The following is a 26,640-nucleotide window of genomic DNA, read 5'->3' as shown; positions in this document are numbered from 1 at the left end:
AAATATTTATTTAATTATTAGATAATTTATAAAATAATTTTAATCTATTAGATGAAAAAAAATTTTATAAGCCATACTGTTTAATTTTTCTATATAAGGTTCTTTCTGATATACCTAATTCTTTAGCCGTTTTTTTTCTTTTTCCATTATTTTTTTTCAAAGATTTTTGAATAAATTCTATTTCTTTTTTTTGTAAAGAAAAATTTTTTGATTCATTTTTATAAGAATCTTCCTCTATCTCTTCATAATCTAGATCTTCTTCTTGTTCTTGAGAATTAGTAGTAAGATCTGAAGATGAATGCTCTAATCTAAAAATAGGATCTTCCATTATAGTGGATTCTACAGAAGAAGAATTATCAGAAGAGTTTATTATTTTTCCGAAAACTTTTTCTATAATTTTTTGATTTTTTTTTATAAAATTATTGTTTTCGTTATTTTTATTTTTGATAAATTGAAATATTAAACTTTTTAGATTATTGAAATTTTTTTTCATATCAAATAAAACTTTATACAGAAAATCTCTTTCGGATGAAAAATCTTGAAAAATACGTTCGTTGTTTGATGATGGAAAAGATAAAGAAGGAGAATTTTCTGGAATATATTCTTTCAATTTATCAATAGATATTTCTCTTTTTTTTTCTATTATAGAAATTTGTTCAATTAAATTTTTCAATTGTCTTATATTTCCTGGCCAAGGATAATCTTCTAAGTATCTTAAAGATTTTTCAGTAAGTTTAATTGGAGGAATTTTATATTTTTCGGAAAAATCATTAGAAAATTTTTTAAATAATGGTTCAATATCATTTTTCCGAAATCGTAAAGGTGGTATGTTTATTTGTACTGTGTTTAAACGGTAATACAAATCTTCCCTAAATTTCCCTTTTCGTATAGATTCTATCATATTTAAATTAGTTGCAGCAACAACACGTATGTTAGTTTTTTGAACATGAGAAGATCCAACTTTTATAAACTCACCTGATTCTAAAATTCTAAGGAGACGAACTTGAGTTGTTATGGGTAATTCTCCTACTTCATCTAAAAAAATAGTACCTCCATTTGCTTCTTCAAAATAGCCTTTTCTCATATTTATAGCACCGGTAAAAGAACCTTTTTCATGACCAAAAAGCTCACTATCAATAGTTCCTTCTGGAATTGCTCCACAATTGACAGCTATAAATGAATTATGTTTTCTGAAAGAAAATTGATGAATTATTTTTGGAATAATTTCTTTTCCTACACCGCTTTCACCAAGAACCAAGACAGAAATATCACTAGGAGCCACTTGAATAGATTTTTCTATGGTTCTTTGTAAAGAATGATCATTTCCTATGATATTAAATTTTTGTTTTATATTCTGAATAAATTTATCCATGTATGTATTTAATTGGAACAATTAGAATGTTTATTTTCTATTTTTCCTATTAGGGTTGCAGATGAAAAATTAATTATTTTAATAAGAATCGTTTCTCCTATTTTTGTATTTTTTTTTGGAAATACAACAACTATATTTTGTGTATTTCTTCCATACCAATTGTTATGATTTTTTTTGGATTCACCTTCGATTAATACTTTTTCTGTTTTTCCTAAAAATTTTTTCATATGAAAAATGGAATGAGTTTTTTGTAACTCAATAATTTCTTTTAACCTTCTTTTCTTCACTCTTATTGGAACAGTATCTTTTAATTTTTTATAAGAAAAAGTACCTGGTCTAGGTGAGTAACTAAACATATAACCATAATTATATTTAACTTCATTCATTAAACTTAAAGTTTCTTGATGATCTTCTTCCGTTTCGTGACAAAAACCTGCCATAATATCATGGGAGATAGAACATTCTGGTATTATAGATCTAATTCTTTTTATTAACGAAATATATATTTCACGGGTATATTTTCTATTCATTATTTTAAGTATTTTATTGCTTCCAGATTGAACTGGTAAATGAATATGTTTACAAATATTTGAATGCTTAGACATTATCTCTATAACTTCATAAGACATATCTTGAGGATTAGAAGTAGAAAATCTAATCCTCATGGATGGAAATTCCTTAGCTATAAGGTCTAAAAGATTGGAGAAATCTATTATTTTTTTTTCTATCTTTTTACTATTTTTTATTTCTTTTTTTAATCTACCACCAAACCAAAGATATGAATCCACATTTTGTCCCAAAAGGGTTATTTCTTTATATCCTTGTTCATATAGTTTTTGACATTCCTCAATTATATAAGAAGGACTTTTACTTCTTTCTCTTCCTCTTGTAAATGGAACAATACAAAATGTACACATATTATCACAACCTCTAGTTATGCTTAGAAAACTTGTTACTTTACTTTGTTTTTTTTTAAAAGGGAAATAAGGTTCTATTCCTTCATAGGTTTCATCTTTATAATTTTTTTTAAAAGAAAAAGAAGGAATATATGATTTTGACCCTTTATTAATTACCGAATCAATCACGTTTGAAATATTTCTATAATCATCAGGGTCAACAAAAAAATCAATTTTATCTAAAAAAGATTTTTCTGTTGTTTTAGATATACATCCTAAAATTCCAAACAATGGGAATTGTTTGTTTTTTATTTTTAAATATTTTAGATTTTCTAATCTATTTTTTATAGTTAAAAAAGCTTTTTTTCGTATTGAACAAGTATTTAACAAAATTAAATGAGCTTTTTTCAAGTCGTATGTTAAAGAATATCCTTTTTCTAGTAAAATAGAAACAACGATTTCACTATCAGAAATATTCATTTGACATCCATAACTTTCTATATAAAAAGAAGGTTTATCTTTATCCATATCATTAAATATTAAATTTAAGATAAATAATACGACCTTTAAGATAAGATAAAATTATAAAAATAAATTGTTATTAGTTTAACTACTTTATTTATTTTCTATAATTTAGAATAGGTGTAAGATTTTTTTAGCTAAAAAAATCATATTTTTGTCTCCTGTTGATTTTTCGTTTACATTAGAAAGTTTTACAACAGATACCCAATCTTTTTTTGGAGTAGCTTTTACCATTTTAATCACAATATTCATAGAAGGAACACCTACATCATTTGTAAAATTTGTACCTATTCCGAAAATAGGATTTATTTTCTTTTTACAAAAAGATGATATATATGCTACTTTATTTGGATTTAAATTATCAGAAAATATAATTTCTTTTTTTAAAGGATTTATCTTAAATTTTTTATAATGATCTATTGTTTTTTTTATAAACAAAATAGGATCACCGCTATCATGTCGTATTCCGTTAAAAATATTGGATAATTTCTGATTAAAATTTTGAAAGAAAATAGAAGAAGTATAAGTATCAGATAAGGCAACTCCTATATTATTTCTATATACATTTAACCAGTTTTCCATAGCAATTCTATCTGCTATACTAAATCCATATTTTGCCGCATGAAACATTATCCATTCATGTCCATGTGTTCCAAGTGGTTTTGTAGAAAAAAAATTGGATAAGTGAACATTGCTAGTTCCCATAAAAAGAGAACCTCCTCCTTTTTTTAAAACTTTAACAACTAATTTTTGTATTTTGTAAGAAAATCTTCTTCTGGTTCCATATTCTCCAATTTTAACATTTAATTTCTTATATCTGTTCAGTTTTTCTTTTGTTAAAAGAATTATTTTTTTATCTGATATAGGTTCAGCTCCTGTCAATTTGTAATATAATTCAGATATTACAGCCATTAATGGAACTTCCCATAATATAATACGGTTCCATAATCCTTCTATATAAATTTTTATATTTTCTCCATATTGTGTTATACAGACTTCTTTTGGATTATATTGATAATTTTTTAGAAAATTTAAATATTCATAATCAAAATATGGACAAGATTTCTCTAAAAAATTTTTTTCCTCATTTGATAGTCTTAGATAGGACATCTGTTTTAAACATTCTTTTAATTTTTCTGAAAAATTTTTTGGAAAGGAATGTTTTCCTCTATTGATAAATTCATATCTAGCTTTTGCATAAGGAAATAATTTTATTATTGCATTTTGCATTGTGAATTTATAAAAATCATTATCTAACAATGATGATATTATTGATAATCCTTTCATTTTCATTCATTAAAAAATTTTTATTTAAAAAATCATTTTCTGTTTTTAATGAAAAAACATTCCTCATTTTTTTTGTTTTATAAGATAAAATATTTAACAGTTTTAATGAATTATTTTAGGTTAAGTAAAGAAAAGATACAATTTTAGAAGTATTGTTCATTTTTATTATAATTTCTTTTTGTAGAAGATTTTTTCTTTTTTAGAAAAAATATTTATCTAAATTTGTTTACCAAACAATTTATTTTTAATTAATATGGACAATACGAAATTATACGTTGGCAATTTATCTTATGAAGTAAAAGAACAAGAATTACAAAAGTATTTTGAATCTATAGGAGAAGTATTACATACAAAAATCATCTTTGATGAAACAAGTTCTAATAGAAAAAGAAGTAAAGGATTTGGTTTTATAGAGATGTCTAGCGAAGAAAGTGCAAAAAAAGCTATAGAAAAATTAAATGGAAAAGAATTTATGGGACGTAATATTATTGTTTCTGTCGCAAGACCAAGAGCCAAAAAAGATTTTTAATTCTCATTTTATTTGAGAAATAAAAAACGTTATCCAGACGTCTACATCTGTTATTTTTTTTTTAAAAAATGAATAATAAATATAAATAAGTGAAAAAATAAATATGACATATTTTATTATACCATGAAAAAATTGTATGGAACAGGTGTAGCGTTGGTTACTCCTTTTAAAAAAGATGGAAATGTAGATTTCAAAGGAATTGAAAAAGTAGTTAAATATGTAATAAACAAGGTTGATTATTTAGTTATTATGGGAACTACAGGAGAAACATCAACTTTGGATAAAAAAGAAAAAAAAGATATCATTGAATATATTAAAAGTATTAACCAAAAACAATTACCGTTAGTTTTAGGAATTGGAGGAAATAATACAAGTAATATTATTCAAGAAATAAGAGATGTTGATTTATCTGATTTTTATGCAATCCTTTCCGTTACTCCATATTATAGTAGACCAACTCAAGAAGGAATTTACCAACATTTTAAATCTATTATTAATCATACAGATGCTAAAATTATTATTTATAACGTTCCTAAAAGAACAGGTTCTAATATTCTTCCAGATACAGTCCTTCGATTAGCTAATGATTTTAAAAAAATAATAGGAATTAAAGAAGCTTCTGGAAATATCTTACAATCTTATAAAATTATTGAAAAAAAACCTAAGAGTTTTCTTTTAATATCTGGAGATGACTTTATTTCTGTCCCTATAATATTAGGAGGAGGAGAAGGAGTTATTTCCGTAATAGCTCAAGCTTTACCATGTGAAGTATCACAAATGATTTCATACTCTATGAAAAACAAAGCGAAAGAAGCTTTTAATTTATTTTACAAAATAATGGAAATAATTGAACTTATTTACGAAGAAGGAAATCCAACAGGTATTAAAACACTATTAAATATTAAAAACTTATGTTCTTCATATGTTAGACTTCCATTATTAAATGGATCTTCTTTTTTGAGAAAAAGAATGTTAGAAAGATTGAACACATACGAGAAATCTTAAGTAATAAAAATGAATAATAAATTTATGTTTAGCAAAAAAATACAAGAAAGTTTATATAAACAATTATATAGAGAATCAGAATCTTCTGAATTATATTTATCTATGGGATCTTTGGTAGAATGTAAATATGGTCATTTGGAAGGTATTTATAATTTTTTGTATGATCATTCTGATGAAGAGAGAAAGCATATGTTAAAAATAATAAGATATATAAATAAAAGAGGTGTTTATTCTTTTTTAAATTTTAAAGAAAATAGAGTTGAAAAAGAATCAACTTTTTTTTTAAAAAATGAATCTTCTTTAAGAGATTTATTTCAAATTTTGTTTGAACATGAAAAAAAAATATCGAAAGAAATTAATTTTTTAATTAATTTAACCTTGAAAGAAAAAGATTATTTTACTTATAATTTTTTACAATGGTTTGTTGAGGAACAAATTGAAGAAGAATCAATTACAAAAATTTTATTGGATAAAATTTCTTTTATAGGAGAAGATAAAATCGGTTTATATTTATTTGATTTGGATGTTAGAAAAATTAAAATTATCAAGTAAAAAAAATATTATAAATCATGAAAAAAAAAATTATTTTTTTCTTATTATTATTAATAACGATTGGATGTTCTGGAGATTCACATTCTTTTAAATCAGATGATATTTTTTCTTTTTTTTTTCCTAAAAAATGGTGGAATTCTTTAAAAATTCATTTTTCTAAATATGAAATCGTTATCCTGAGAAGATTTTTTGAAAATTTGAAATTTAAAAAATTTACTTCTAATTCTGTAGAAATGTTTTCTGATGAAAATCGTTTGTTTAAACATGCAGTAGATGAATTTATTAAATCTTTAGATTTTAACTTAGATCAAAAAAAAACACTTGTAGCAATTGATTTGTTAAAAACATTTATTCAAAGATATCCTAATCATGAAAAAATAAAAGAAGCAAAAAATATTCTAGATATTTTAATGAAAAAATTAGAAAAAAAAGATTTTTATATAGCAAATTCCTATTTTCTTATGCAAAAATATAAATCTTCTTTAATTTATTTTCAAGATTTCATAAAAAGATATCCAGATAGTATTTTTAAAGAAAAAGTTTTATATAAAATTTGTGTAATAAAATATAAAATGGCAGATAACAAAGAGAAAGCATCAACTTTTTTTGATTCATATAATGAATATGTAAAATTATATCCTAATTCAAATTCTAGAATAAAAGAGTTACAAATGTATTATAAAAAATTAATAAGATTATGAATTTAAAAGATTTTCATGCTCCAATAAATACAATAACTATTGATCGTTCAAAATTAGAAAAAAAATCCGGTAAAAATATATATGAAACTATTTGTATTTTAGATAGAGTTAGTCAGAAACTAAATAAAAATCTTAAAGAAGATTTAGATAAAAAATTAGAGGAATTTTATGTATTATCTAAAAATAATTTAGAAGAAATTATTGAAAATAAAGAACAAATAGATTTATCGAAATTTTATGAAAAATTGCCAAAATCAACATCCATAGCAATTCAATATTTGTTAGATGGAAAACTAAAAATACGTTAATAAATTTTTTCTTTATAATCTTTTAAAAATTTTTCTAATCCTTTGTTTGTTAAAGGATGATATAAAAGAGTTTCTATTATTTTTAGAGGAGAGGTAACAGCGTATATTCCTATTTTAGCACATTCAATAATGTGTAATGTATTACGTATAGATGCTCCTATAATTTTAGATTTGAAATGAAAAGTATCATATATATCTTTTATTTCCTTGATTAAAGTTAAACCATTAGATGATAAATCATCTATTCTTCCTATAAATGGAGAAACATAATTAGATCCTGCTTTTGCTGCTAAAAGAGCTTGTCCAGAAGAAAAAACAAGAGTACAATTTGTTTTAATATTTTTTTTTGAGAAATATTGAATAGCTTTTAATCCATTTTTAGAAATAGGTATTTTGACTACTATTTTTGGATGTATAGAAGATAATTTTTCACCTTCTTGAATTATATCTTCATAATTTGAACTAATTATTTCTGCACTAATATCTCCTTTTTTTCCTGTTTCTTCTAAAATTTTGCAAATAGATAAATAATGATTGTCAATTTCTTTTATTGAAAGATTCTCTTTAGATAATAAGGAAGGATTAGTTGTAACACCATCAAGTACTCCTAAATTTTTAGCCTTTCTTATTTCTTCTACATTAGCTGTATCTATAAAAAATTTCATAATTTAATAATTAAATTAATTGGAATTGAAACATAATAAAATACAAATTTATGGAAATTTATCTTTATTAAAAAAATACTGTAAATTTATCCATGGCATATTATGAATAAAAAATTATGCATTTTGATGTTATTGTTTTAGGAAGTGGACCAGGAGGTTACGTTGCTTCTATTCGTGCAGCACAATTGGGTATGAAAGTAGCGATGATTGAGAAGGAATCTCTTGGTGGAGTATGTTTAAATTGGGGTTGCATTCCTACAAAATCTCTTTTGAGAAGTGCTCAAATATTACAGAATATAAAAGAAAATAAGGATTTATTTGGATTACATGATCCTATTAATCTAGATTATTCTAAAATTCTTTCTAAAAGCAGAGATGTAGTAAAAAAAATGAGGAATGGAATATCATTTTTAATGAAAAAAAATCAAATACATATTGTTTATGGTATTGCAAGACTAAAAAAAGGAAAAATTGTTGAAATTTATCAAAATGGAAATAAAATAAAAGAATATATATCTACATATATAATTATAGCTACAGGTTCTATTCCTAGAAAAAAAAAGTTTCAAGAATTGAATAAAAAAATAATAGGATATAAGGAAGCATTAAATCTATCTTTTTTGCCTAAAAAAATAATTATTGTTGGTTCTGGTTCCGTAGGGTTGGAATTTTCCTATTTTTATCATTCTATGGGAGTAAAAGTCATTCTTATAGAAAAAAATTCTCGTATTTTTCCAAGTGGAGATCAAGAAATATCTGATTCTATAAAGACATATTTTAATCAAATGGGAATAGAATGTTATGTTTCTTCCTTTATTAAAAAAATAATAAAAAACAATCAAGGAGTTATAACAGCAGATGTTCAAACACCGAATTTTCTATTAAAGGAGAAAGCGGATATAATATTTTATGCTACTGGAGTAATTCCAAATACTAAATTTTTAGGATTGAAAAATATAGGAATTCACACTAATGAAAAAGGTTTTATTATTGTAGATGAAAAATATAAAACGAATATAGATGGATATTATGCTATTGGAGATGTAATAGAAGGTCCATCCTTGGCTCATGTAGCTTCACGTGAAGCTATAACTTGTGTAGAAAATATAAAAGGTTTAAATACACAAAAAATAGATTATAATAATATACCTAAGTGTGTTTATTGTTATCCTGAAATAGCATCAGTTGGTTATACAGAAAAAGAAGCAATAGAAAAAGGTTATCAAATAAGAGTAGGTAAATTTCCTTTTAGCGCTATCGGAAAATCTGTTTGTAATGAAAAAACAGAAGGATTTGTTAAAGTCATATTTGACGATAAGTATGATGAATGGTTAGGTTGTCATATGATAGGATATAATGTGACGGATCTTATTTCAGAGGTAGTTGTTGCCAGAAATTTAGAATCTACCAACTATGAAATTATAAATTGTATTCACCCACATCCTTCATTAAGTGAATGTATAATAGAATCTATTTCAAATGCTTATGGAAGAGCGATCCATTTATAAAATATAATATAAGTTAAAAAAGAACTTTCTAACTTTTTTGTTTCATTACAGTCTTACACTTATTTATTTATGATACATATCATATTATTTGGACCACCAGGATGTGGAAAAGGAACTCAAGCCCGTATATTATCTAAAAAATTTGGATGGTATCATTTATCTACTGGAAAAATATTTAGAAAACATATCAAGTTTAAAACAGATTTTGGAAAAAAAATTTTTTCTTTTCTCAAAGAAGGAAAATTAGTTCCTGATTATATAACTAAAAATCTAGTGAAAATAGAAATTGAAAAAAATGTTTTTTCAGATGGAATTATTTACGATGGATATCCTAGAACAAAAAATCAAATTTTCTTTTTAGAAGAAATATTGAAGAATCTTTATTTAGGAAATATAAATATAATTTTTTCTTTTTTTATAAGAGAAAAATTACTAATAGATAGATTGATAAAAAGAGGAAAAATAAGTGATCGTGATGATGATAACAATATTTTAACTATTTACAAAAGAATTGAAGAATATAAAAATAACACAGAATACATTTGGAATAATGAAAAATGGAAAAAATATATTGTGAACATACAAGCTTCTTTATCTATTAATAATATATCTTTTTTTATAGAGAAAAATATCTTAAAAAGAATAAAATATTTTTAATGAAAAAAAATTTTATAGATTCTATAAAAATCTATTGTAAAAGTGGAGATGGAGGTAAAGGATGTATTCATTTTCATAGGGAAAAATATATAATAAAAGGAAAACCAGATGGAGGTTCTGGAGGAAAAGGTGGAGATATTATTATAAGAGGAAATTCTCGTATTCAAACATTTATTCATTTAAAATATAATAGATATTGGGTAGCAAAAACTGGATTTACAGGTAAAAAAAATAATTCAACCGGAGCTAATGGTAAAAATTTACTTATAGAAGTACCTATAGGCACTATAATAAAAGATGAAAATAAAAATATTCTGATTGAAATTGAAAAAAATTTTCAAGAAAAAATATTGTTAGAAGGAGGAAAAGGTGGAAGAGGTAATTCTTTTTTTAGAAGTTCTACATGGAGATCTCCTTACTATTCTCAATCGGGAATAAAAACTAAAGGCAACTGGTTTTTATTAGAATTAAAAATATTGGCAGATGTTGGTATTATTGGATTTCCTAATGCTGGAAAATCTACTTTACTATCTAAAATAACAAAATCTAAACCAAAAATAGGAAATTATCCTTTCACTACTATTATTCCAAATTTGGGAATAGTTGAATTTGGTTATAATAAATTTATTGTTGCAGATATACCTGGTATTATAGAAGATGCATCAGAAGGAAAAGGCTTGGGCCTTTTTTTTTTAAAACATATAGAACGAAATTCTATTTTATTATTTTTGATTTCTTCAGAAACAAGAAACAAGAAAAAAGAGTACTCTATATTATTAAAAGAATTAGAAAAATTTAATCCAATATTATTAAAAAAAAAACGTATACTAGTTATTTCAAAATCAGATTTAATAGAACATGAAACAAAAGAAAAAGAAAAAAAAGTGATTGAAAAAGATTTTTTTGGAGAAAAAATTTTTTTCATTTCATCTATTAAAAATAATGGAATTTTTAGTTTAAAAAAAGAATTGTGGAATCAAATTAATTTGAATAATTCAAATTAAGATAATTTTTTTACAACTATATCTTTATCTATATTTAGTTTTGTTTTTTTAGTTTTTTTATTGATGTTAAAAAAATAATCTAAAAATATTTTTTCACAAAAAAAACGTAAACCTCTAGCTCCTAAGCCTAATTTTATTGTATGGTCGACTATTACATCTGCAGCATCTCCTGTTAAATTTAAAGATATGTTCTCCATTTCAAATAATTTTTGATATTGTTTTATTAAAGCATTTTTAGGCTCTAATAAAACTCTTTTTAATAAATCTTTATTTAATGGATTCAAATATGTAATGATAGGAAATCTACCTATAAGTTCAGGTATTAATCCAAATGATTTTAAGTCATGAGCCATGATATTTTTTATCATATTTTTATTTTCATTTCTATTCGAAAAAAATCCTATAGATATTTTGTGTATTCTATCATATAAAATATCTTCTATGCCATCAAAAGTTCCTCCAGCTATAAATAAAATATTATTTGTATTCATTTGTATCATTTTTTGATCTGGATGTTTTCTTCCTCCTTGAGGAGGAACATTGATATTAGAACCTTCTAATATTTTAAGTAAAGCTTGTTGTACCCCTTCTCCGGACACATCTCTTGTAATAGATGGATTTCCTTTTTTCCTTGAGATTTTATCAATTTCATCTATAAATACTATTCCTTTTTCAGCATAATTTACATTGTAATTAGCAGATTGTAATAATCTTGTTAAAATAGATTCTACATCTTCTCCAACGTAACCTGCTTCTGTTAATGAAGTAGCATCTGCTATTGTAAAAGGAACTTTTAAAAGTTTAGATATACTTTTTGCAAGTAATGTTTTTCCTGTACCTGTATTTCCTATTAATAATATATTAGATTTTTCTATCTCTACATCATGTTTATCTTTTTCATTTTTCTTTTTTTTTTCAAAAAAAATACGTTTATAATGATTATAAACAGCTACAGAAATAATTTTTTTTGTATCTTCTTGTCCTATTAGATATTCATCTAAAAATTTTTTTATTTCTTTAGGTTTTTTAATTTCTATTTTTTCGTTATTTTCATTTTTATTTTCTTTTTTTGCAGAAAAATTTTTATGAATAATAGAATAAGTCTTTTCTATACAAAAATTGCAAATATGACCATTAATACCTGATATAATAAAAGTAATTTCATCTTTTTTTTTACCGCAGAAATTGCAGATTAATGAATTTTCCATAATTTTTTTTATGGTTTCTGAATAAGAAGTTTTATTATTAAGAAGCAAGCGATTCTACATCACATCGCTACAACCTAATAACCTTTGCTGTGTTCCCACCCTGGAGGATTCATAGGGAGCTGATTGTGTAGAACTTGCTCCTTGTTTGGCAAATATAAAAAAAAAATTTAAATTCATTTTTTTAGATTAGTAAAGACTTCTTAAATACAATTGAAAAAATAAAAATTATATTTCTAGATTTTGGGAACAAAATACATTTTTGTCACAGGAGGTGTTACCTCATCATTAGGTAAAGGTATTATATCTGCTTCTTTAGGAATGTTATTAAAAAAAAGAGGTTATAAGATAACGATACAAAAATTAGATCCTTATTTTAATATTGATTCTGGAACTTTAAATCCTTATGAACATGGGGAATGTTTTGTTACAAAAGATGGTTATGAAACAGATTTAGATTTAGGATATTATGAAAGATTTTTAGATCAATCAATGACTAAAGATAATAATGTTACATCTGGGTTGATATATAAAACAGTCATAGACAATGAAAGGAAAGGTGTCTATTTAGGTAAAACGGTACAGGTTATACCACATATTACAGATGAAATTAAAAAATGTATTAAAAAACTTATCGAAAAAAAAAATTATGATATTGTTATTATAGAAATAGGAGGGACAGTTGGTGATATAGAAAGTTTACCTTATATAGAAACTGTACGTCAACTAAAATGGAATTTGGGAAGATTTAATAGTCTTGTTATTCATTTAACTTTATTGCCATATATATCAGTTACAGGGGAAATAAAAACAAAACCTACACAATATTCTGTAAGAAATTTAATGGAAAAAGGAATTCAAGCTGATATTTTAGTTTGTAGAACAGAAAAACATATAACCAAAAATATACGTGATAAATTAGCATTATTTTGTAATATAGAATCTGAACATGTTATAGAATCTATTGATACTAAAATGATTTATGATCTTCCATTTCTCTTATACAAGCAAAATTTTGATAAAGTAGTATTGAATTGTTTAAAGTTATCAACTTCCACCTCTCCAAAGTTAGATAAATGGAATGTTTTTATAAATAGATACAAAAATCCTAAGTATAAGATAAATATAGCTTTAGTAGGTAAATATATTTCTTTACGTGATTCTTATAAATCTATAGAAGAAGCATTAATTCATGGAGGAACAGAAAATGAAGTTCGTATTAATATTAGGTGGATTTATTCTGGAATGATCAAAGAAAAAAATGTAAACAAATATTTTGATAAAATATCTGGAATACTGATTGCTCCTGGATTTGGTAGTAGAGGAATAGAAGGTAAAATTCTTGCCACAAAATATGCAAGAGAAAATCAAATTCCTTTTTTAGGAATATGTTTAGGAATGCAAATAGCATTAATAGAATTTGCTAGAAATGTTTTAAATATAAAAGAAGCGGATAGCATTGAAATGAATCCTAATACTATTTATCCTGTTATCAATCTGATGAAAAAACAAAAAAATTTAACTAGAAAGGGTGGAACTATGCGTTTAGGAGAATGGAAATGTTCTTTAATAAAAAATTCTAAGATATTTTCTATCTATGGAAAGAAAGAAATTTTAGAAAGACACCGTCATAGATATGAATTTAATAATGATTATATACATCTTTTTTCTAAATCTGGAATGGAATCAGTAGGAATTAATAATGAGACAGGATTGGTAGAAGCAATAGAGTTAAAAAATCATATTTTTTTCTTAGGAGTTCAATATCACCCTGAATATAGTAGTACAATTACAAAACCACATCCTTTATTCAAGAATTTTGTAAAAGCGTCTAAAAATTATAGAAAAAGTATTATGTATGAAGGTTAGAAATTTAGATTATAATTCTATAATTGGTTTGTTTCTTATTTTATCTATCTTAATATTTTTTACTTATTTCAATAAGGAAAATATTGAAAATAAAAAATATGTAAAAAAAAAAAAGATAGAAACTTTTTTTTTAAAAAATTCTAACAATAGAAATAGTAAAACAAAAGATTTTATTTTAGAAAATAAAGTTTTAAGATTAAAGGTCACTAGTTTAGGAGGATCTATTAGTGAAGTCTTTTTAAAAAAATATAAGGCATACGATGCTAATTATTTAGTTCATAAAAAAAATCTTTATCTAATAAAAGATTCTAGTTTTTTATACAACATGGCTTTTCCTTTTTCGAATAAAAAAGGAAATGAAAAATTAATACATACAAATTCTCTATTATTTTATCCTTTTTTTTTTAAAAACGAAAAAAACTTTACAATTCTTGTTATGAGGGCTAAAAATCCTTATAATAATGGTTTTATAGAACATATTTATATTTTAAAATCGAAGAATCAATATGATTTAGATTTTCAGATCCGTACAATTAATTTATCTTCTTCTTTTAAAATAGGTGAGGAAGCATCAATAAATTTAGAACAGAAGATTTTTTCTTTAGAAAAGGATAAAAAATGGGAAAATTCTTATACACAAGTTTATTATTCTACTATAAATAATAATGAAAATAGAAAAATTAAATACTTATCTGAAAAAGAGGAAGAAGAGAAAAAAATAACTGATTTAAATTGGTTAGCTAATAAACAACAATTTTTCGCATCTATATTTATCTTTAAAAAACCATTTGATCATTCTTTTGTTCGTTCTGAGAATTTCCTTTCTGGACCATTTTTAAAAAAAGTTAAATCAAAATTTCTTTTCAAAATAAAAAAGAATAAGGAAATAAAAATTTTATTTCGATTATATTTTGGTCCATTGGATTTTTCTTTTCTAAAAAAATATGATCAAAAAATAGAAAACATTATTCCATTTGGTTGGGGTTTTTTAAAATGGATAAATAAATATTTTTTTTTGTTAATTTTCTCTTTTTTAGAAAAAACAAATTTAAATTATGGAATAATCATTATTCTGATGACTATTGTAGTTAAATTGATTTTATCACCCATAACTTATAAACAATATAAGTTAAGTGCTATGATGAAATTTATACGTCCAGAAATAGATAATATAAATAATAAATTCAAAAATTATGATACATTAATAAAACAAAGAGAAATAATAAAATTGTATAAAAAAGCAGGAATCAATCCTATGTCTGGATGTTTTTCAGCTATTTTTCAAATCCCTATTTTTTATTCTTTATTTAAATTTTTTCCTACTTTGATAAATCTTAGAGGAAAACATTTTCTATGGGTTAAAGATTTGACATCTTATGACTCAATTTTAGAATTACCATTTTTTATTCCATTTTATGGAAATCATGTAAGTCTTCTTACTTTATTATATTCAATAGCTCTTTTAGTTTATACTAAATTAAGTAACAATGAAAAAAATAATTACAGTGAAGATATCTCTAATATGGATTTTTTATTATATTTCATGCCTGTAGTTATGTTATTGTTTATAAACAGCTATGCATCTGGACTTTCACTTTATTATTTTACATCTAATGTTATTAATATTGGATTAATTTTTTTTATAAAAAAATACATGTTGAATGAAAATAAAATTCGTCAAAAAATTCAGGAAAGACAAAAACGTAATTAATGTTGATTTTTTTTTCAAAAAAAAGTTTTTATTTCTTTTTGAGAAAAAAAAGATATTTTTTTCTTGTTGTATAATAATTCAACAATTAAATGTCCCTCATTTGTAATATTTCGTATGATTCCATCAGTAAATCCTTTTATTTCACAATTGGAATTATTGAAAATAAAAAAACGAGTTTTTTTATTTTTTCTGTATAAAAATTTTATATAATATTTTCTTATAAATGATTCTCCATAGCTTGTAAAAAGAAAACATTCATTTTGAATAGAATAGATTATTTCATATAATAATTTATCTAAATGAAAATGATTATTATAAATTTGTTTCATAGAAGAAATATTAGTTTGAATATCAAAATTTGTTTGATTTACGTTTAAACCTATTCCTACAATAATCTTCTTTATTTTTTTGAAAAAAATTTCATTTTCAATTAAAATACCACCAATTTTTTTATTCATGAGGATAATATCATTAGGCCATTTTATCCAAACTAACATTTTATAATGAAAAAACAATATTTTATGAATAGCATTGCTTATAAGTAAATTAATTATATACGCTTTTTTAGTATCTAGAGTAATAGATTTTATAAAAATGCTAAAAGTTAAATTTTTTTCTTTTTCTGATATCCAGTTATTTTTTCCTACTCCTCTTCCTTTTGTTTGATTTTTAGACCAAACAATAATCCAATCTTTGTTATAATAAATTGATTTATTTTTTTTCAGGTATTTATTTGTAGAATCAACTTTTTTTATAAAGATTAAATATATTGGCCAAATGAAATTTTTCAATTTTTTTTGTTTTAAAACATTTAACTTCCTTAAATAATGTGAAAACCTTATTTTTGTTTTCGAAATTAAATTAAATAAAATTTTATTAAATAAACAAACCCATTTTGTTATTGCAAAAAATCATAGAAGGAATTGAAATAGTTCAAGGTAAAGAAATTTCTATCTTTAACTTAAAAGAAAGAGATAATTTTGTTTGTGATTATTTTGTAGTTTGTAGTGGATCTACTAAAAACCAAGTTCATGCTATATTTAGATCTATACAAGAAATAACAATAGAAGAGTTAAAAGAAAAACCATGGCATGTTGAAGGTTTAAAAAATGGAGAATGGATATTAATGGACTACGTTTCTATTGTTGTTCATATTTTTCAGAAAAAAGCAAGAAATTATTACAATATAGAACAAATTTGGAAAAAAAATGGAACGGTTTATATTTAAAACAATGAAGACAATCTTATGATAGATAAAAAAGTAAAAAATAAAAATAACTTTTTTTGGATATATGCAGTTATATTAGCTATATTTTTAGGTATATTTTTTTTTAAAACTTCTTTTTCTAACCCTAGAAAAATAGATCAAGATACTTTTTTCAAAATATTAGTAAAAGGAGAAGTTCAGAAAATTATAGTCAAACACAGAGAAATTGTATATGTTTATTTAAAAAAAGAATTTTTATCTTCTAATAATTTTTTAAATTCAAATTATTCACTAAAAAATAATAACAGTTATAAATTTATAACAAATCCTTTACAATATGAATTTGAAATAGGTGATTTGCAATTCTTTCAAAAAAAATTTGAAGAATATAAAAATAAATACAAATTAGACACTCTGATTGATTTTAAAAATCAGCAAGAATATACTCTTACTAAATTTTTTTTTGATTATGGTATATTTTTAATATTATTTGTTCTTTTTTGGATGTTTATATTTCGTAAAATAGGAGCAGCTGGAGGAGGAGCAGGAGGACAAATATTCAATATTGGAAAATCGAGAGCTAAATTATTTGATGAAAATGATAATGTGAAAATAACATTTAAAGATGTAGCTGGTTTAGAAGGGGCTAAAGAAGAAGTTCAAGAAATTGTTGAGTTTTTAAAGAGTCCTCAAAAATATACTAAATTAGGAGGTAAAATTCCAAAAGGGGCTCTTTTAATAGGACCACCCGGAACTGGTAAAACTCTATTAGCAAAAGCAGTTGCTGGTGAGGCAAGAGTTCCTTTTTTTTCTCTATCTGGATCGGATTTTGTAGAAATGTTTGTAGGTGTAGGAGCCTCTAGAGTTAGAGATTTATTCGAAAAAGCTAAAGAAAAATCTCCATGTATGATATTTATAGATGAAATTGATGCCATTGGAAGAGCTAGGGGAAAAAGCAGTATAGCAGGATCTAATGATGAAAGAGAGAATACATTAAATCAATTACTTACAGAAATGGATGGTTTTGGAACCCATACTAACGTTATTGTTTTAGCTGCTACTAACAGATCTGATATTTTAGATAAAGCATTACTTCGTCCAGGACGATTTGATCGTACTATAATAGTAGATCCACCTGAATTAAATGAAAGAAAAGAAATATTCCGTGTTCACCTAAAAAATTTAATTTTATCAGATAAAGTTGATATTGATTTTTTAGCTAGACAAACTCCAGGTTTTAGTGGAGCAGATATTGCTAATATCTGTAACGAATCTGCTCTCATTGCTGCTAGAAAAAATAGACCTAAAATATACCATCAGGATTTTTTAGACGCTATAGATCGAATTATAGGAGGATTGGAAAAAAAGAGTAAAATAATTAAACCAAATGAAAAAAAAAGGATAGCATATCATGAAGCAGGACATGCTACTATAAGTTGGTTATTAGAACATGCAGCTCCTTTAGTAAAAGTGACGATAGTTCCAAGAGGAAAATCTTTGGGTTCTGCATGGTATTTACCAGAAGAAAGACAATTAACTACTTTAGAACAAATGAAGGATGAAATATGTGCCTTATTAGCAGGAAGATCTGCAGAAGAGATTATTTTCAATAGTATATCTACTGGGGCTTTAAATGATTTAGAAAGAGTAACTAAACAAGCACAATCTATGGTCGTTATTTTTGGATTGAATAACAAAATTGGAAATATTTCTTATTATGATTCTGCTGGTCAAAATGAATTTTCTTTTACAAAACCTTATAGTGAAAGAACAGCGCAAATTATAGACGAAGAGGTATCTAAAATTATAGAAGAAGAATATCAGAGAGCTAAAAATTTATTGAAAAAGAATAAAGATAAATTATCAATGTTAGCTAATCAATTGTTAGACAAGGAGGTTATATTTAGAGAAGATTTGAAAAAAATTTTTGGAAAAAGACCTTTTTCTGATGATATTGAAGATATACTAACAATTAATCATCATGCATTATCTTGATATATTATAAGAAATAATGAATTTTTTTATAAGATTTTTTACTGGATTTATTTATATTTTTTTAATTTTATTTTCTATAGAAAAAGGAGAAAAATATTTTAGAATTTTAATGATGATTCTATCTTTTTTTTGTCTTTATGAATTTTTGGTTATTTCAAAAACAAAGTCTTTTTTTATAAAAATAATTTCACTATTTTTTTTATTATCAATATTTTTTGATTTTTTTATGGAAATGAAAGAGGAGACATTACCTTATGTTATAAGTTTTATTTTTTCTCCTATATTTTTTCTTGGAATACAGATTTTTTATCAAAAAACGCTTCCAAAAAAGGAAAATATAATGCAAATAAGTAATTTAATTTTTGGTTTAGTTTATATTGTATTACCTTTTTTTTTAACTTTTTATATTTATAAAACTGTTAATAGTGGAAAAAATTTAATTTTAGGTATATTTATTTTGATATGGATTCATGATACTTTATCCTATTTAATAGGAAAAAAATTTGGAAAAAGAAAAATAGCTAGTTTTATATCTCCCGAAAAATCTTTGGAAGGATTTTTTGGAGGTTTATTTTTTTGTTTAATTTTTGGAATTTTTCTATATAAAATATGGGATAAAAAATACTGGTGTTTTTTTTCTTTTATTATTCCTATTTTTTCTACTATAGGAGATCTTGTAGAATCATACATTAAAAGATCTTACGATGTAAAAAATTCTGGTTCTGGAATATGGTTTCCTGGACATGGTGGTTTCTTAGATAGATTAGATAGTCTTATATTTGTTATTCCTATCATGTTTATAATTATTCTAATTTATTCTTTATAAGAAAAAAAATTTTAAGTATAAATATAAAAATTTATGATTCATAAAGAAGGTTACTTTTTTTTAATTTATACGTTAGTTTTCATATTAATATGTATTTTTATTTCCTTATTTTTTTTCCAAAAAAAAATAAGTTTTATTATTTCTTTTTTTTCAATCATGTTATACTGTTTTTTTCTTTTTTTTTTTAGAAATCCAAAAAGAACAGTTTTAAAAACAAATAATGATAAAGAGATTATTTCTCCTGCTGATGGAAAAGTAATAATAATAAAAAAAATCTATGAAAATGAATTTTTAAAAAGAAATAGTTGGTGCATTTCTATTTTTATGTCCCCGTTTGATGTTCATGTAAACAGATTCCCTGTTTCTGGAAAAGTAATTTATGTTAAATATCATCCTGGTAAATATTGGTTTGCATGGGATCATAAAAATTCACTAAATAACGAAAGAACAACAGTAGTTGTTGAAACAAAAACGAAAAAAAAAATTTTATTTAGACAAATTGCAGGAATTATAGCTCGTCGTATAATTCTATATTCTAAAAAGAATGATTTAGCAGAAAAAGGAGAAGAATTTGGATTTATTAAATTTGGATCTAGAATAGATCTTTATTTACCATTGAATACTACTTTTTTTGTGAAAAAGGGAGAAAAAGTTATTGCTGGAAAAACTGTAATATCTTTTATTCCATAAAAATTTTCGTCCCTAATATATTTATTTTACTTCTTCATAATCTACATCTTGTACATTTTCATTACTACTTTGTTTATCTTTTTTTTCTTTTTTTTCCTCATTTTTGTTTTCATTTTTGTTCTTAGAAGATTCATATATTTCTTGTAACACTTTTGTCCAAATTTCGTTTAAATTTTTTATAGAAAGATCTATTTTTTCAAAATCTTTTTTAGAATAGGCTTCTTTTAATTCTTCCAAGAATTGTGTAATCTTTTTTTTATTGTCTTCGGACAATTTATTTTCATAATCTTTTAGTTGTTTTTCTGTTTGAAATATTTGATTATCTGCTGAATTTAATTTCTCTATTTCTCCTTTTGTTTTTTCATCTTTTTGAGCGTTTTCTTTTGCTTCTCTCTTCATTTTTTCTATTTCATCTTTATTTAAGCCTGATGATGTTTCAATACGTATAGACTGTTCTTTTCCAGTCCCTTTATCTTTTGCTGAAACGTTAAGTATACCATTTGCATCAATATCGAAACTAACCTCTATTTGAGGAATACCTCTAGGTGCAGGAGGGATATCTACTAAGTCAAATCTACCTATTTCTTTATTATCATTAAACATAGATCGTTCACCTTGTCCTACTCTTATGGTTACTGCTGATTGGTTATCTGAAGCTGTAGAAAAGGTTTCTGATTTTTTAGTAGGAATGGTAGTATTTGATTCTATAAGTTTTGTAAAAACTCCTCCTAATGTTTCAATACCTAATGATAAAGGAGTAACATCTAATAATAAAACATTTTGAACATCTCCAGTTAAAACTCCACCCTGTATAGCAGCTCCAATAGCAACAACTTCATCAGGATTAACACCTTTAGATGGTTTTTTTTGAAAAAAATTTTCTACACTTTTCTGTACTCTTGGAATTCTAGTAGATCCACCTACTAAAATGACTTCGTCTATATCTTTAGTAGATAAATTTGCATCTTTTAACGCTTTAGAACATGGATTAACAGATCTTTGTATTAATTTTTCAGAAATTTGTTCGAATTTTGAACGAGTTAATGATAAAACTAAATGCTTAGGTCCAGATTCTGTAGCTGTTATATATGGTAAATTTATTTCTGTTTGAGTAGAAGAAGATAATTCAATTTTAGCTTTTTCTGCTGCTTCTTTTAAACGTTGTAAAGCCATAGGATCTTTTCTTAGATCTATATTTTCTCTAGAAGAAAATTCGTTTGCGAGATAATCTATTATTACTTGATCAAAGTCATCTCCACCCAAATGAGTATCACCATTAGTTGAAAGGACTTCGAATACTCCATCTCCTAATTCTAATATTGAAACATCAAACGTTCCTCCTCCTAAATCATAGACTGCAATTTTTTTGTTTTGTTTACTTTTATCTAAACCATAGGCCAATGCCGCAGCAGTAGGCTCGTTAATAATTCTTTCCACTTTTAATCCTGCTATTTCTCCAGCTTCTTTTGTTGCTTGTCTTTGAGCATCATTAAAATAAGCGGGAACAGTAATAACTGCTCTTTTCAATTCTTCTCCTAGATAATCTTCCGCAGTTTTTTTCATTTTTTGAAGTATCATAGCAGATATTTCTTGTGGAGCATATAATCTATTTTCTATATCAACACGAGGTGTATTATTTCCACCTTTCACAATTTTATATGGAATATTTTTTAATTCTTCAGTTACTTCAGAATACATTCTTCCCATAAAACGTTTGATTGAAAAAATAGTTTTTTGTGGATTAGTCACAGCCTGTCTTTTAGCAGGATCTCCTATTTTTCTTTCTCCTCCACTTACAAAAGCAACTATAGACGGGGTCGTTCTTTTTCCTTCTGAATTTGGTATAACCACAGGATCATTTATCTCCATAACGGAAACACAAGAATTTGTTGTTCCTAAATCTATTCCTATAATTTTACTACTCATTATTTATTACTTTTTTTAATTATGAAGAATTCTCCAATCATTATGCCATAATGAAGTTATTATATTTAGTAGACAAAAATAAACTTATTTAAATTGAAATGTTTAGTTTTTTTATGACAAAAAGTCATTCCTTATTTAGGAATTTTTTTTTAAAAATTCTTATATTAGGTTAATAATAAAAAAAGAAATAGAAAAAGAACATGGACCCGTTAAGTTTTAAAACTGACTCTGGAAAGAATTTTTTTCACAAGAAAAAATGGATCATTATGGATGCAAATCATCAAAAACTTGGTCGTTTTTCTTCAGAAATAGCATTTAGAATAAAAGGAAAAGATAAACCTTTTTTTTCTCCTAATTTTGATTGTGGAGATTATATAATTGTAATTAATTCTGATCAAATTCAATTGACTGGAAAAAAATGGTTAAAAAAGAAATATATTCGTTATACTGGTTATCCAGGGGGAAAAAGAATAACTACAGTGAAAGATCTTTTTAAAAAGGATTCGAGAATTTTAATATATAAAGCAGTTAAAGGTATGCTTCCTAAAAATCGTTTAGGAAAAAAAATGATAAAAAAATTACGTATTTATAAAGGAAAAGATCATAAGCATAATGCTCAAAATCCTGTTTTATTAAAAAATTATAATAATACTATATGACAGTTCATCATTCCGTAGGAAGGAGGAAAAGATCTCTTGCTCGCGTGTATTTACAATCTAGTGAAAAATTGTCAATCACAATAAACTCTAAGAGTTATGAACAATATTTTCCTCAAAATCTTCATTTAAAAATTTTATATCCTTTAAAGAAAATAGGAAATCAAAATTTTGATATAAAAATTAAAGTTTGTGGAGGAGGTTTCAATGGTCAAGCTGAAGCCATTTGTTTAGCTATTTCCCGTGTTCTTTGTTTGATACATTTAAATCATAGAAAAATATTAAAAGCTGAGGGTTTATTAACTCGTGATTCTAGAGAAGTAGAAAGAAAAAAATTCGGGCAAAAAAAAGCGAGAAAAAAATTTCAGTTTTCAAAACGTTAAAAAATTGTTTTTATATATGAAAATTAATACTAAAGATTTATTGAAAGCTGGAGTTCATTTTGGACATATTGCATGCAAATGGAATCCAAATATGCGTCCTTTTATATTCATGAAAAAAAGGGGCTTCCATATTATAGATTTATCAAAAACAATAGAAAAATTAGATCAAGCCTGTAACAGTTTAAAAAAAATTGTTTCTATGGGAAAAAAAATTTTGTTAGTAGGAACAAAAGCTCAGGCTCAGGAAAAAGTAGCATTTTACGCTAAAAATGTAAATATGCCGTTTGTTACAGAAAGATGGCTAGGGGGTTTTTTGACTAATTTTATGACCATACGTCGTTCTGTAAAGAAAATGAATAACATAGATAAATTGAAAAAAAATGGAACATTTTCTTCTTTTTCTAAGAAAGAACGATTATTAATAGACAGATTACATGAAAAATTATATAAAAATCTAGGAAGTATATCATCTATGACTCATTTACCTGGAGGAATTTTTTTAATCGATCCATTCAAAGAAAAAATAGCTTTGTCCGAATCGATAAAACTTAAAATACCAGTTTATGCTATGGTTGACACTAATACAAATCCAAATGGAATAAAATATCCTATTCCATCTAATGATGATTCTTCCAAATCTATTGATATTATTTTAAAAGTTATAACATCTTCTATTCAGGAAGGAATTAATATTTTTAATTCAAGAAAAAAGAAAGAAGTTAAATTAATTACAAATGTAAAACCATGAAAATAACTACTTCTAAAATAAAAAAGCTTAGAGAAATTACTGGAATTGGAATTATGGATTGTAAAAAATCTTTAATAAAATCTAAAGGAAATTTAGACAAAGCTATTTATATTCTAAGAAAAAAGGGAGAAAATATAGCATTGAATCGTTCATCTATTCAAATAAAAGAAGGTTCTATTATTTCTTCTGTTAATCCTGAATTTAATAAAGGAAGTATAATTGGGTTAACATGTGAAACAGATTTTCTTTCTAGAAGTACTGAATTTATTGAATTTTTATCTTTTTTGTCAAAAAAATCATTATTCTATAGAAATAAAAATGAATTTTTATCTAGTATAGTTGAAAATAATAGGACTATTCAACAAATAATTATAGAAAAAATGGGTTTATTTTGCGAAAAATTAGAATTGAAAATATTTGAAAATGTAGAATCTACAATTGTTATAAATTATACCCATAATAATAAAATTGCAACTTTAGTAGGTTTTTCTATTTGTTCTTCTTCATCTTTTGATACTTCTTTATCTGAAAATATTTTATTTGCTAGAAATATAGCAATGCATATAACAGCTATGAATCCTATAGCCATAGATGAACAAGGAATTCCAGATGATTTAATAAAAAAAGAAGAAAAAATTATTTGGCATAATATTAATGAAAAAACTAAGGATAAAAGTAATGAAATAAAAGAAAAAATTTTTCTTGGAAAAAAAAGAAAATTTATTATGGAAAATACCCTTCTTCATCAAAAATATATAAAAAATGAAGAAGAAACTATTCAGGAATATATTAGAAAATTTAATGAAAAAATAAAGATCAATATCTTCAAAAGAATAAGTTTGTTGAGATGAAAGAAAAAAAAAAGTTAATGTTGTTAATATTAGATGGTTGGGGTTTATCTTCAAAAAATTCTGAATATTCAGCTATTGAATTAGCTCATACTCCTTTTATAGATTATTGCTATAAACAATATCCATTTAGTAAATTACATGCTTCGGGTTATTTTGTTGGTTTACCAGAAAATCAAATGGGGAATTCAGAAGTTGGTCATATAAGTTTAGGGTCTGGACGAAAAATTATTCAAAGTTTAGAAGAAATAAATCGATCTATTGATAATGAAGATTTTTTCGAAAAAATAAATCCTATTTTTGATTATGTTATTTCATTTAAAAAGAATATTCATTTGATTGGATTGTTATCTGATGGAGGAGTTCATTCTCATATAAATCATCTTTTCTCTATATTAGACGTTGCTTATCAAAAAAATGTATCTAACGTTTTTATACATGCATTTACAGATGGTAGAGATACTTTTCAAAAAAGTGGAATTTTTTTTCTAAAAAATTTATTAGAAAAAACAAAAAAATCTGTTGGAAAATTATCATCTGTGATGGGTAGATATTATTCTATGGATAGAGATAAAAGATGGAATAGAACTAAGATTGCATATAAAGCCTTGGTTTACTCTGAAGGTGAATATACTAATAATATAATTCATTCTATAACATCATTATACAAAAATGGAGTAACTGATGAATTTATTCCTCCTATAATTATTGTTAATGAATCAGGGGTTCCTGTTTCCAGAATAGATAAAGGAGATGTCGTTTTTTGTTTTAATTTTCGTTCAGATCGTTCTAGACAAATAACCGAATTACTGACAAATAATAGTAAGAAAATTTTTTCTTTTTCTAAGAAATTAGATTTAATGTATATAACAATGACTTGTTTCAATCCTATATATAAGAATGTTCATATTCTTTTTAAGAAGAAAAATTTGTCAAATACTTTGGGAGAAGTACTAGAAAAAGAAGGGAAAAAACAAATTCGTATAGCTGAGACAGAAAAATATCCACATGTAACCTTTTTTTTTTCAGGAGGAAGAGAAAAACCTTTTGATAAAGAAAGAAGAATTTTATGTAATTCTCCAAAAATTTCAACTTATGATTTAAAACCCGAAATGAGTGCAGAAAAAATAGTTAAAAAAATATGTCCAGAGTTAAAAAAAAAAGAAGTTGATTTTGTATGTTTAAATTTTTCTAATCCAGATATGGTTGGTCATACTGGAAAAATGTTAGAGACTATTAAAGCATGTGAATTTGTAGATTTATGTACGAAAATATGTTCTGAGGAAGCTATGAAAAATTATTATACAGTTATAATAGTTGGAGATCATGGAAATGCAGATTGCATGATTAATAAAGATGGAAGTCCTAATACAAATCATACTAATTCTTTAGTTCCTTTTATTCTTATAGATTCTACATATAAAAATAAAAATTGTTTAAAAAAAATTGCAACATTATCTGATGTATCTCCTACTATTATTCAAATAATGGGTTTGCAAAAACCTAAAATTATGAATGGATGTTCCATAATAAATTAAAATTAGGAAATATCAAATAAATTATATTCGAA

26 protein-coding genes and 1 other RNA gene are annotated in these 26,640 nt (G+C 24.3%); 19 read left to right on the top strand and 8 right to left on the bottom strand.

Annotated elements, in window-relative coordinates:
* Positions 1-64: 64 nt before the first annotated feature.
* The 3 genes from H0H78_RS02065 to pncB all read right to left on the bottom strand — a co-directional run bounded on the left by H0H78_RS02065 (position 65) and on the right by pncB (position 4,077).
* Positions 65-1,372 (bottom strand): sigma 54-interacting transcriptional regulator, encoded by a 1,308-nt coding sequence (locus H0H78_RS02065; RefSeq protein WP_185850845.1) that lies wholly within the window; start codon positions 1,370-1,372, stop codon positions 65-67.
* Positions 1,373-1,380: 8 nt separating this feature from the next.
* Positions 1,381-2,796, bottom strand: coding sequence for a tRNA (N6-isopentenyl adenosine(37)-C2)-methylthiotransferase MiaB (miaB, locus tag H0H78_RS02060; RefSeq protein ID WP_185850844.1), 1,416 nt, complete (start codon positions 2,794-2,796; stop codon positions 1,381-1,383).
* Between the two features lie 105 nt (positions 2,797-2,901).
* Positions 2,902-4,077 (bottom strand): nicotinate phosphoribosyltransferase, encoded by a 1,176-nt coding sequence (gene pncB, locus H0H78_RS02055; protein WP_185851275.1) that lies wholly within the window; start codon positions 4,075-4,077, stop codon positions 2,902-2,904.
* Between the two features lie 253 nt (positions 4,078-4,330).
* Here pncB and H0H78_RS02050 point away from each other — a divergent pair, with 253 nt between their 5' ends.
* The 5 genes from H0H78_RS02050 to H0H78_RS02030 all read left to right on the top strand — a co-directional run bounded on the left by H0H78_RS02050 (position 4,331) and on the right by H0H78_RS02030 (position 7,172).
* Positions 4,331-4,606: an RNA recognition motif domain-containing protein gene (locus tag H0H78_RS02050; protein ID WP_185850843.1), complete on the top strand. Its 276-nt coding sequence runs from the start codon at positions 4,331-4,333 to the stop codon at positions 4,604-4,606.
* 123 nt (positions 4,607-4,729) lie between these two features.
* Complete coding sequence (gene dapA, locus H0H78_RS02045; protein ID WP_185850842.1) at positions 4,730-5,611, top strand: 4-hydroxy-tetrahydrodipicolinate synthase; 882 nt, start codon at positions 4,730-4,732, stop codon at positions 5,609-5,611.
* Between the two features lie 24 nt (positions 5,612-5,635).
* Positions 5,636-6,163 (top strand): ferritin, encoded by a 528-nt coding sequence (locus tag H0H78_RS02040; RefSeq protein ID WP_185850841.1) that lies wholly within the window; start codon positions 5,636-5,638, stop codon positions 6,161-6,163.
* 17 nt (positions 6,164-6,180) lie between these two features.
* Complete coding sequence (locus H0H78_RS02035) at positions 6,181-6,864, top strand: outer membrane protein assembly factor BamD (RefSeq protein ID WP_185850840.1); 684 nt, start codon at positions 6,181-6,183, stop codon at positions 6,862-6,864.
* On the top strand, positions 6,861-7,172 hold the full coding sequence (locus H0H78_RS02030) for a hypothetical protein (RefSeq protein ID WP_185850839.1): 312 nt from the start codon (positions 6,861-6,863) through the stop codon (positions 7,170-7,172). The genes H0H78_RS02035 and H0H78_RS02030 overlap by 4 nt, the downstream gene beginning before the upstream one ends.
* Here the strand turns inward: H0H78_RS02030 and fsa are convergent.
* On the bottom strand, positions 7,169-7,837 hold the full coding sequence (fsa, locus tag H0H78_RS02025; RefSeq protein WP_185850838.1) for a fructose-6-phosphate aldolase: 669 nt from the start codon (positions 7,835-7,837) through the stop codon (positions 7,169-7,171). The genes H0H78_RS02030 and fsa overlap by 4 nt on opposite strands.
* 116 nt (positions 7,838-7,953) lie before the next feature.
* Here fsa and lpdA point away from each other — a divergent pair, with 116 nt between their 5' ends.
* From lpdA to obgE, 3 genes are all read left to right on the top strand, one after another.
* Positions 7,954-9,345: a dihydrolipoyl dehydrogenase gene (lpdA, locus tag H0H78_RS02020; RefSeq protein ID WP_185850837.1), complete on the top strand. Its 1,392-nt coding sequence runs from the start codon at positions 7,954-7,956 to the stop codon at positions 9,343-9,345.
* A gap of 69 nt (positions 9,346-9,414) precedes the next feature.
* On the top strand, positions 9,415-10,002 hold the full coding sequence (locus H0H78_RS02015) for an adenylate kinase family protein (RefSeq protein ID WP_185850836.1): 588 nt from the start codon (positions 9,415-9,417) through the stop codon (positions 10,000-10,002).
* Entirely contained in the window at positions 10,002-11,006 is a 1,005-nt protein-coding gene (gene obgE, locus H0H78_RS02010; RefSeq protein ID WP_185850835.1) for a GTPase ObgE, read from the top strand. Before H0H78_RS02015 ends, obgE begins: the two co-directional genes overlap by 1 nt.
* Here obgE and clpX read toward each other — a convergent pair.
* Entirely contained in the window at positions 11,003-12,214 is a 1,212-nt protein-coding gene (gene clpX, locus H0H78_RS02005) for an ATP-dependent Clp protease ATP-binding subunit ClpX (protein WP_185850834.1), read from the bottom strand. The genes obgE and clpX overlap by 4 nt on opposite strands.
* A gap of 39 nt (positions 12,215-12,253) precedes the next feature.
* Positions 12,254-12,354: signal recognition particle sRNA small type (gene ffs, locus H0H78_RS02000), an RNA gene on the bottom strand.
* Positions 12,355-12,454: 100 nt separating this feature from the next.
* Here ffs and H0H78_RS01995 point away from each other — a divergent pair.
* Positions 12,455-14,080: a CTP synthase gene (locus tag H0H78_RS01995; protein WP_185850833.1), complete on the top strand. Its 1,626-nt coding sequence runs from the start codon at positions 12,455-12,457 to the stop codon at positions 14,078-14,080.
* A complete protein-coding gene (yidC, locus tag H0H78_RS01990) occupies positions 14,070-15,791 on the top strand; it encodes a membrane protein insertase YidC (protein WP_185850832.1) in 1,722 nt (573 codons plus the stop codon). Before H0H78_RS01995 ends, yidC begins: the two co-directional genes overlap by 11 nt.
* A 14-nt stretch (positions 15,792-15,805) precedes the next feature.
* Here the strand turns inward: yidC and H0H78_RS01985 are convergent, their stop codons facing one another.
* Positions 15,806-16,582: a biotin--[acetyl-CoA-carboxylase] ligase gene (locus tag H0H78_RS01985; RefSeq protein WP_185850831.1), complete on the bottom strand. Its 777-nt coding sequence runs from the start codon at positions 16,580-16,582 to the stop codon at positions 15,806-15,808.
* Positions 16,583-16,686: 104 nt separating this feature from the next.
* Here H0H78_RS01985 and rsfS point away from each other — a divergent pair, with 104 nt between their 5' ends.
* The 4 genes from rsfS to H0H78_RS01965 are packed head-to-tail and all read left to right on the top strand — an operon-like array spanning position 16,687 to position 20,509.
* Positions 16,687-17,019 (top strand): ribosome silencing factor, encoded by a 333-nt coding sequence (gene rsfS, locus H0H78_RS01980; protein WP_185850830.1) that lies wholly within the window; start codon positions 16,687-16,689, stop codon positions 17,017-17,019.
* An 18-nt stretch (positions 17,020-17,037) separates the two neighbouring features.
* Positions 17,038-18,993, top strand: a complete 1,956-nt coding sequence (gene ftsH, locus H0H78_RS01975) for an ATP-dependent zinc metalloprotease FtsH (protein ID WP_185850829.1) — start codon at positions 17,038-17,040, stop codon at positions 18,991-18,993.
* 16 nt (positions 18,994-19,009) lie between these two features.
* Positions 19,010-19,819, top strand: a complete 810-nt coding sequence (locus tag H0H78_RS01970) for a phosphatidate cytidylyltransferase (RefSeq protein WP_185850828.1) — start codon at positions 19,010-19,012, stop codon at positions 19,817-19,819.
* 33 nt (positions 19,820-19,852) lie between these two features.
* Positions 19,853-20,509, top strand: coding sequence for a phosphatidylserine decarboxylase family protein (locus H0H78_RS01965; protein WP_185850827.1), 657 nt, complete (start codon positions 19,853-19,855; stop codon positions 20,507-20,509).
* Between the two features lie 21 nt (positions 20,510-20,530).
* Here H0H78_RS01965 and dnaK read toward each other — a convergent pair whose 3' ends face one another.
* Positions 20,531-22,435 (bottom strand): molecular chaperone DnaK, encoded by a 1,905-nt coding sequence (gene dnaK / locus H0H78_RS01960; protein ID WP_185850826.1) that lies wholly within the window; start codon positions 22,433-22,435, stop codon positions 20,531-20,533.
* Positions 22,436-22,635: 200 nt separating this feature from the next.
* Between dnaK and rplM the strand changes: the two genes are divergently transcribed.
* From rplM to gpmI, 5 genes are read left to right on the top strand one after another with little or no spacing between them, the layout of a single operon-like run.
* A complete protein-coding gene (gene rplM, locus H0H78_RS01955; protein WP_185850825.1) occupies positions 22,636-23,094 on the top strand; it encodes a 50S ribosomal protein L13 in 459 nt (152 codons plus the stop codon).
* The gene (gene rpsI / locus H0H78_RS01950) at positions 23,091-23,474 is read left to right on the top strand and encodes a 30S ribosomal protein S9 (protein ID WP_185850824.1); all 384 of its coding nucleotides are present in this window, start codon (positions 23,091-23,093) and stop codon (positions 23,472-23,474) included. Before rplM ends, rpsI begins: the two co-directional genes overlap by 4 nt.
* Positions 23,475-23,490: 16 nt before the next feature.
* Positions 23,491-24,222 carry a 30S ribosomal protein S2 gene (gene rpsB, locus H0H78_RS01945; protein WP_185850823.1) on the top strand — a complete coding sequence of 244 codons (732 nt, stop codon included), beginning with the start codon at positions 23,491-23,493 and terminating at the stop codon, positions 24,220-24,222.
* A complete protein-coding gene (gene tsf / locus H0H78_RS01940) occupies positions 24,219-25,073 on the top strand; it encodes a translation elongation factor Ts (RefSeq protein ID WP_185850822.1) in 855 nt (284 codons plus the stop codon). The genes rpsB and tsf overlap by 4 nt, the downstream gene beginning before the upstream one ends.
* Positions 25,070-26,608, top strand: coding sequence for a 2,3-bisphosphoglycerate-independent phosphoglycerate mutase (gene gpmI, locus H0H78_RS01935; protein WP_185850821.1), 1,539 nt, complete (start codon positions 25,070-25,072; stop codon positions 26,606-26,608). Before tsf ends, gpmI begins: the two co-directional genes overlap by 4 nt.
* Positions 26,609-26,640: the final 32 nt, after the last annotated feature.

This window comes from Blattabacterium cuenoti (assembly GCF_014251235.1).
GTDB classification, from domain to species: Bacteria; Bacteroidota; Bacteroidia; order Flavobacteriales; family Blattabacteriaceae; genus Blattabacterium; species Blattabacterium cuenoti_AF.
The sequence above is the reverse complement of the archived record's forward strand: the minus strand, read 5'-3'. Positions and strand labels throughout refer to the sequence as shown.

Coding starts and splice junctions, on each gene's coding strand:
- H0H78_RS02065 (WP_185850845.1), bottom strand. CDS start 1,372: ATGGATAAATTTATTCAGAATATAAAACAAAAATTTAATATCATAGGA.
- rpsB (WP_185850823.1), top strand. CDS start 23,491: ATGAAAATTAATACTAAAGATTTATTGAAAGCTGGAGTTCATTTTGGA.
- pncB (WP_185851275.1), bottom strand. CDS start 4,077: ATGAAAGGATTATCAATAATATCATCATTGTTAGATAATGATTTTTAT.
- rplM (WP_185850825.1), top strand. CDS start 22,636: ATGGACCCGTTAAGTTTTAAAACTGACTCTGGAAAGAATTTTTTTCAC.
- H0H78_RS02035 (WP_185850840.1), top strand. CDS start 6,181: ATGAAAAAAAAAATTATTTTTTTCTTATTATTATTAATAACGATTGGA.
- H0H78_RS01965 (WP_185850827.1), top strand. CDS start 19,853: ATGATTCATAAAGAAGGTTACTTTTTTTTAATTTATACGTTAGTTTTC.
- miaB (WP_185850844.1), bottom strand. CDS start 2,796: ATGGATAAAGATAAACCTTCTTTTTATATAGAAAGTTATGGATGTCAA.
- tsf (WP_185850822.1), top strand. CDS start 24,219: ATGAAAATAACTACTTCTAAAATAAAAAAGCTTAGAGAAATTACTGGA.
- gpmI (WP_185850821.1), top strand. CDS start 25,070: ATGAAAGAAAAAAAAAAGTTAATGTTGTTAATATTAGATGGTTGGGGT.
- rpsI (WP_185850824.1), top strand. CDS start 23,091: ATGACAGTTCATCATTCCGTAGGAAGGAGGAAAAGATCTCTTGCTCGC.
- H0H78_RS02040 (WP_185850841.1), top strand. CDS start 5,636: ATGTTTAGCAAAAAAATACAAGAAAGTTTATATAAACAATTATATAGA.
- obgE (WP_185850835.1), top strand. CDS start 10,002: ATGAAAAAAAATTTTATAGATTCTATAAAAATCTATTGTAAAAGTGGA.
- dapA (WP_185850842.1), top strand. CDS start 4,730: ATGAAAAAATTGTATGGAACAGGTGTAGCGTTGGTTACTCCTTTTAAA.
- H0H78_RS01970 (WP_185850828.1), top strand. CDS start 19,010: ATGAATTTTTTTATAAGATTTTTTACTGGATTTATTTATATTTTTTTA.
- H0H78_RS02015 (WP_185850836.1), top strand. CDS start 9,415: ATGATACATATCATATTATTTGGACCACCAGGATGTGGAAAAGGAACT.
- H0H78_RS02030 (WP_185850839.1), top strand. CDS start 6,861: ATGAATTTAAAAGATTTTCATGCTCCAATAAATACAATAACTATTGAT.
- ftsH (WP_185850829.1), top strand. CDS start 17,038: ATGATAGATAAAAAAGTAAAAAATAAAAATAACTTTTTTTGGATATAT.
- H0H78_RS02050 (WP_185850843.1), top strand. CDS start 4,331: ATGGACAATACGAAATTATACGTTGGCAATTTATCTTATGAAGTAAAA.
- fsa (WP_185850838.1), bottom strand. CDS start 7,837: ATGAAATTTTTTATAGATACAGCTAATGTAGAAGAAATAAGAAAGGCT.
- lpdA (WP_185850837.1), top strand. CDS start 7,954: ATGCATTTTGATGTTATTGTTTTAGGAAGTGGACCAGGAGGTTACGTT.
- dnaK (WP_185850826.1), bottom strand. CDS start 22,435: ATGAGTAGTAAAATTATAGGAATAGATTTAGGAACAACAAATTCTTGT.
- yidC (WP_185850832.1), top strand. CDS start 14,070: ATGAAGGTTAGAAATTTAGATTATAATTCTATAATTGGTTTGTTTCTT.
- clpX (WP_185850834.1), bottom strand. CDS start 12,214: ATGGAAAATTCATTAATCTGCAATTTCTGCGGTAAAAAAAAAGATGAA.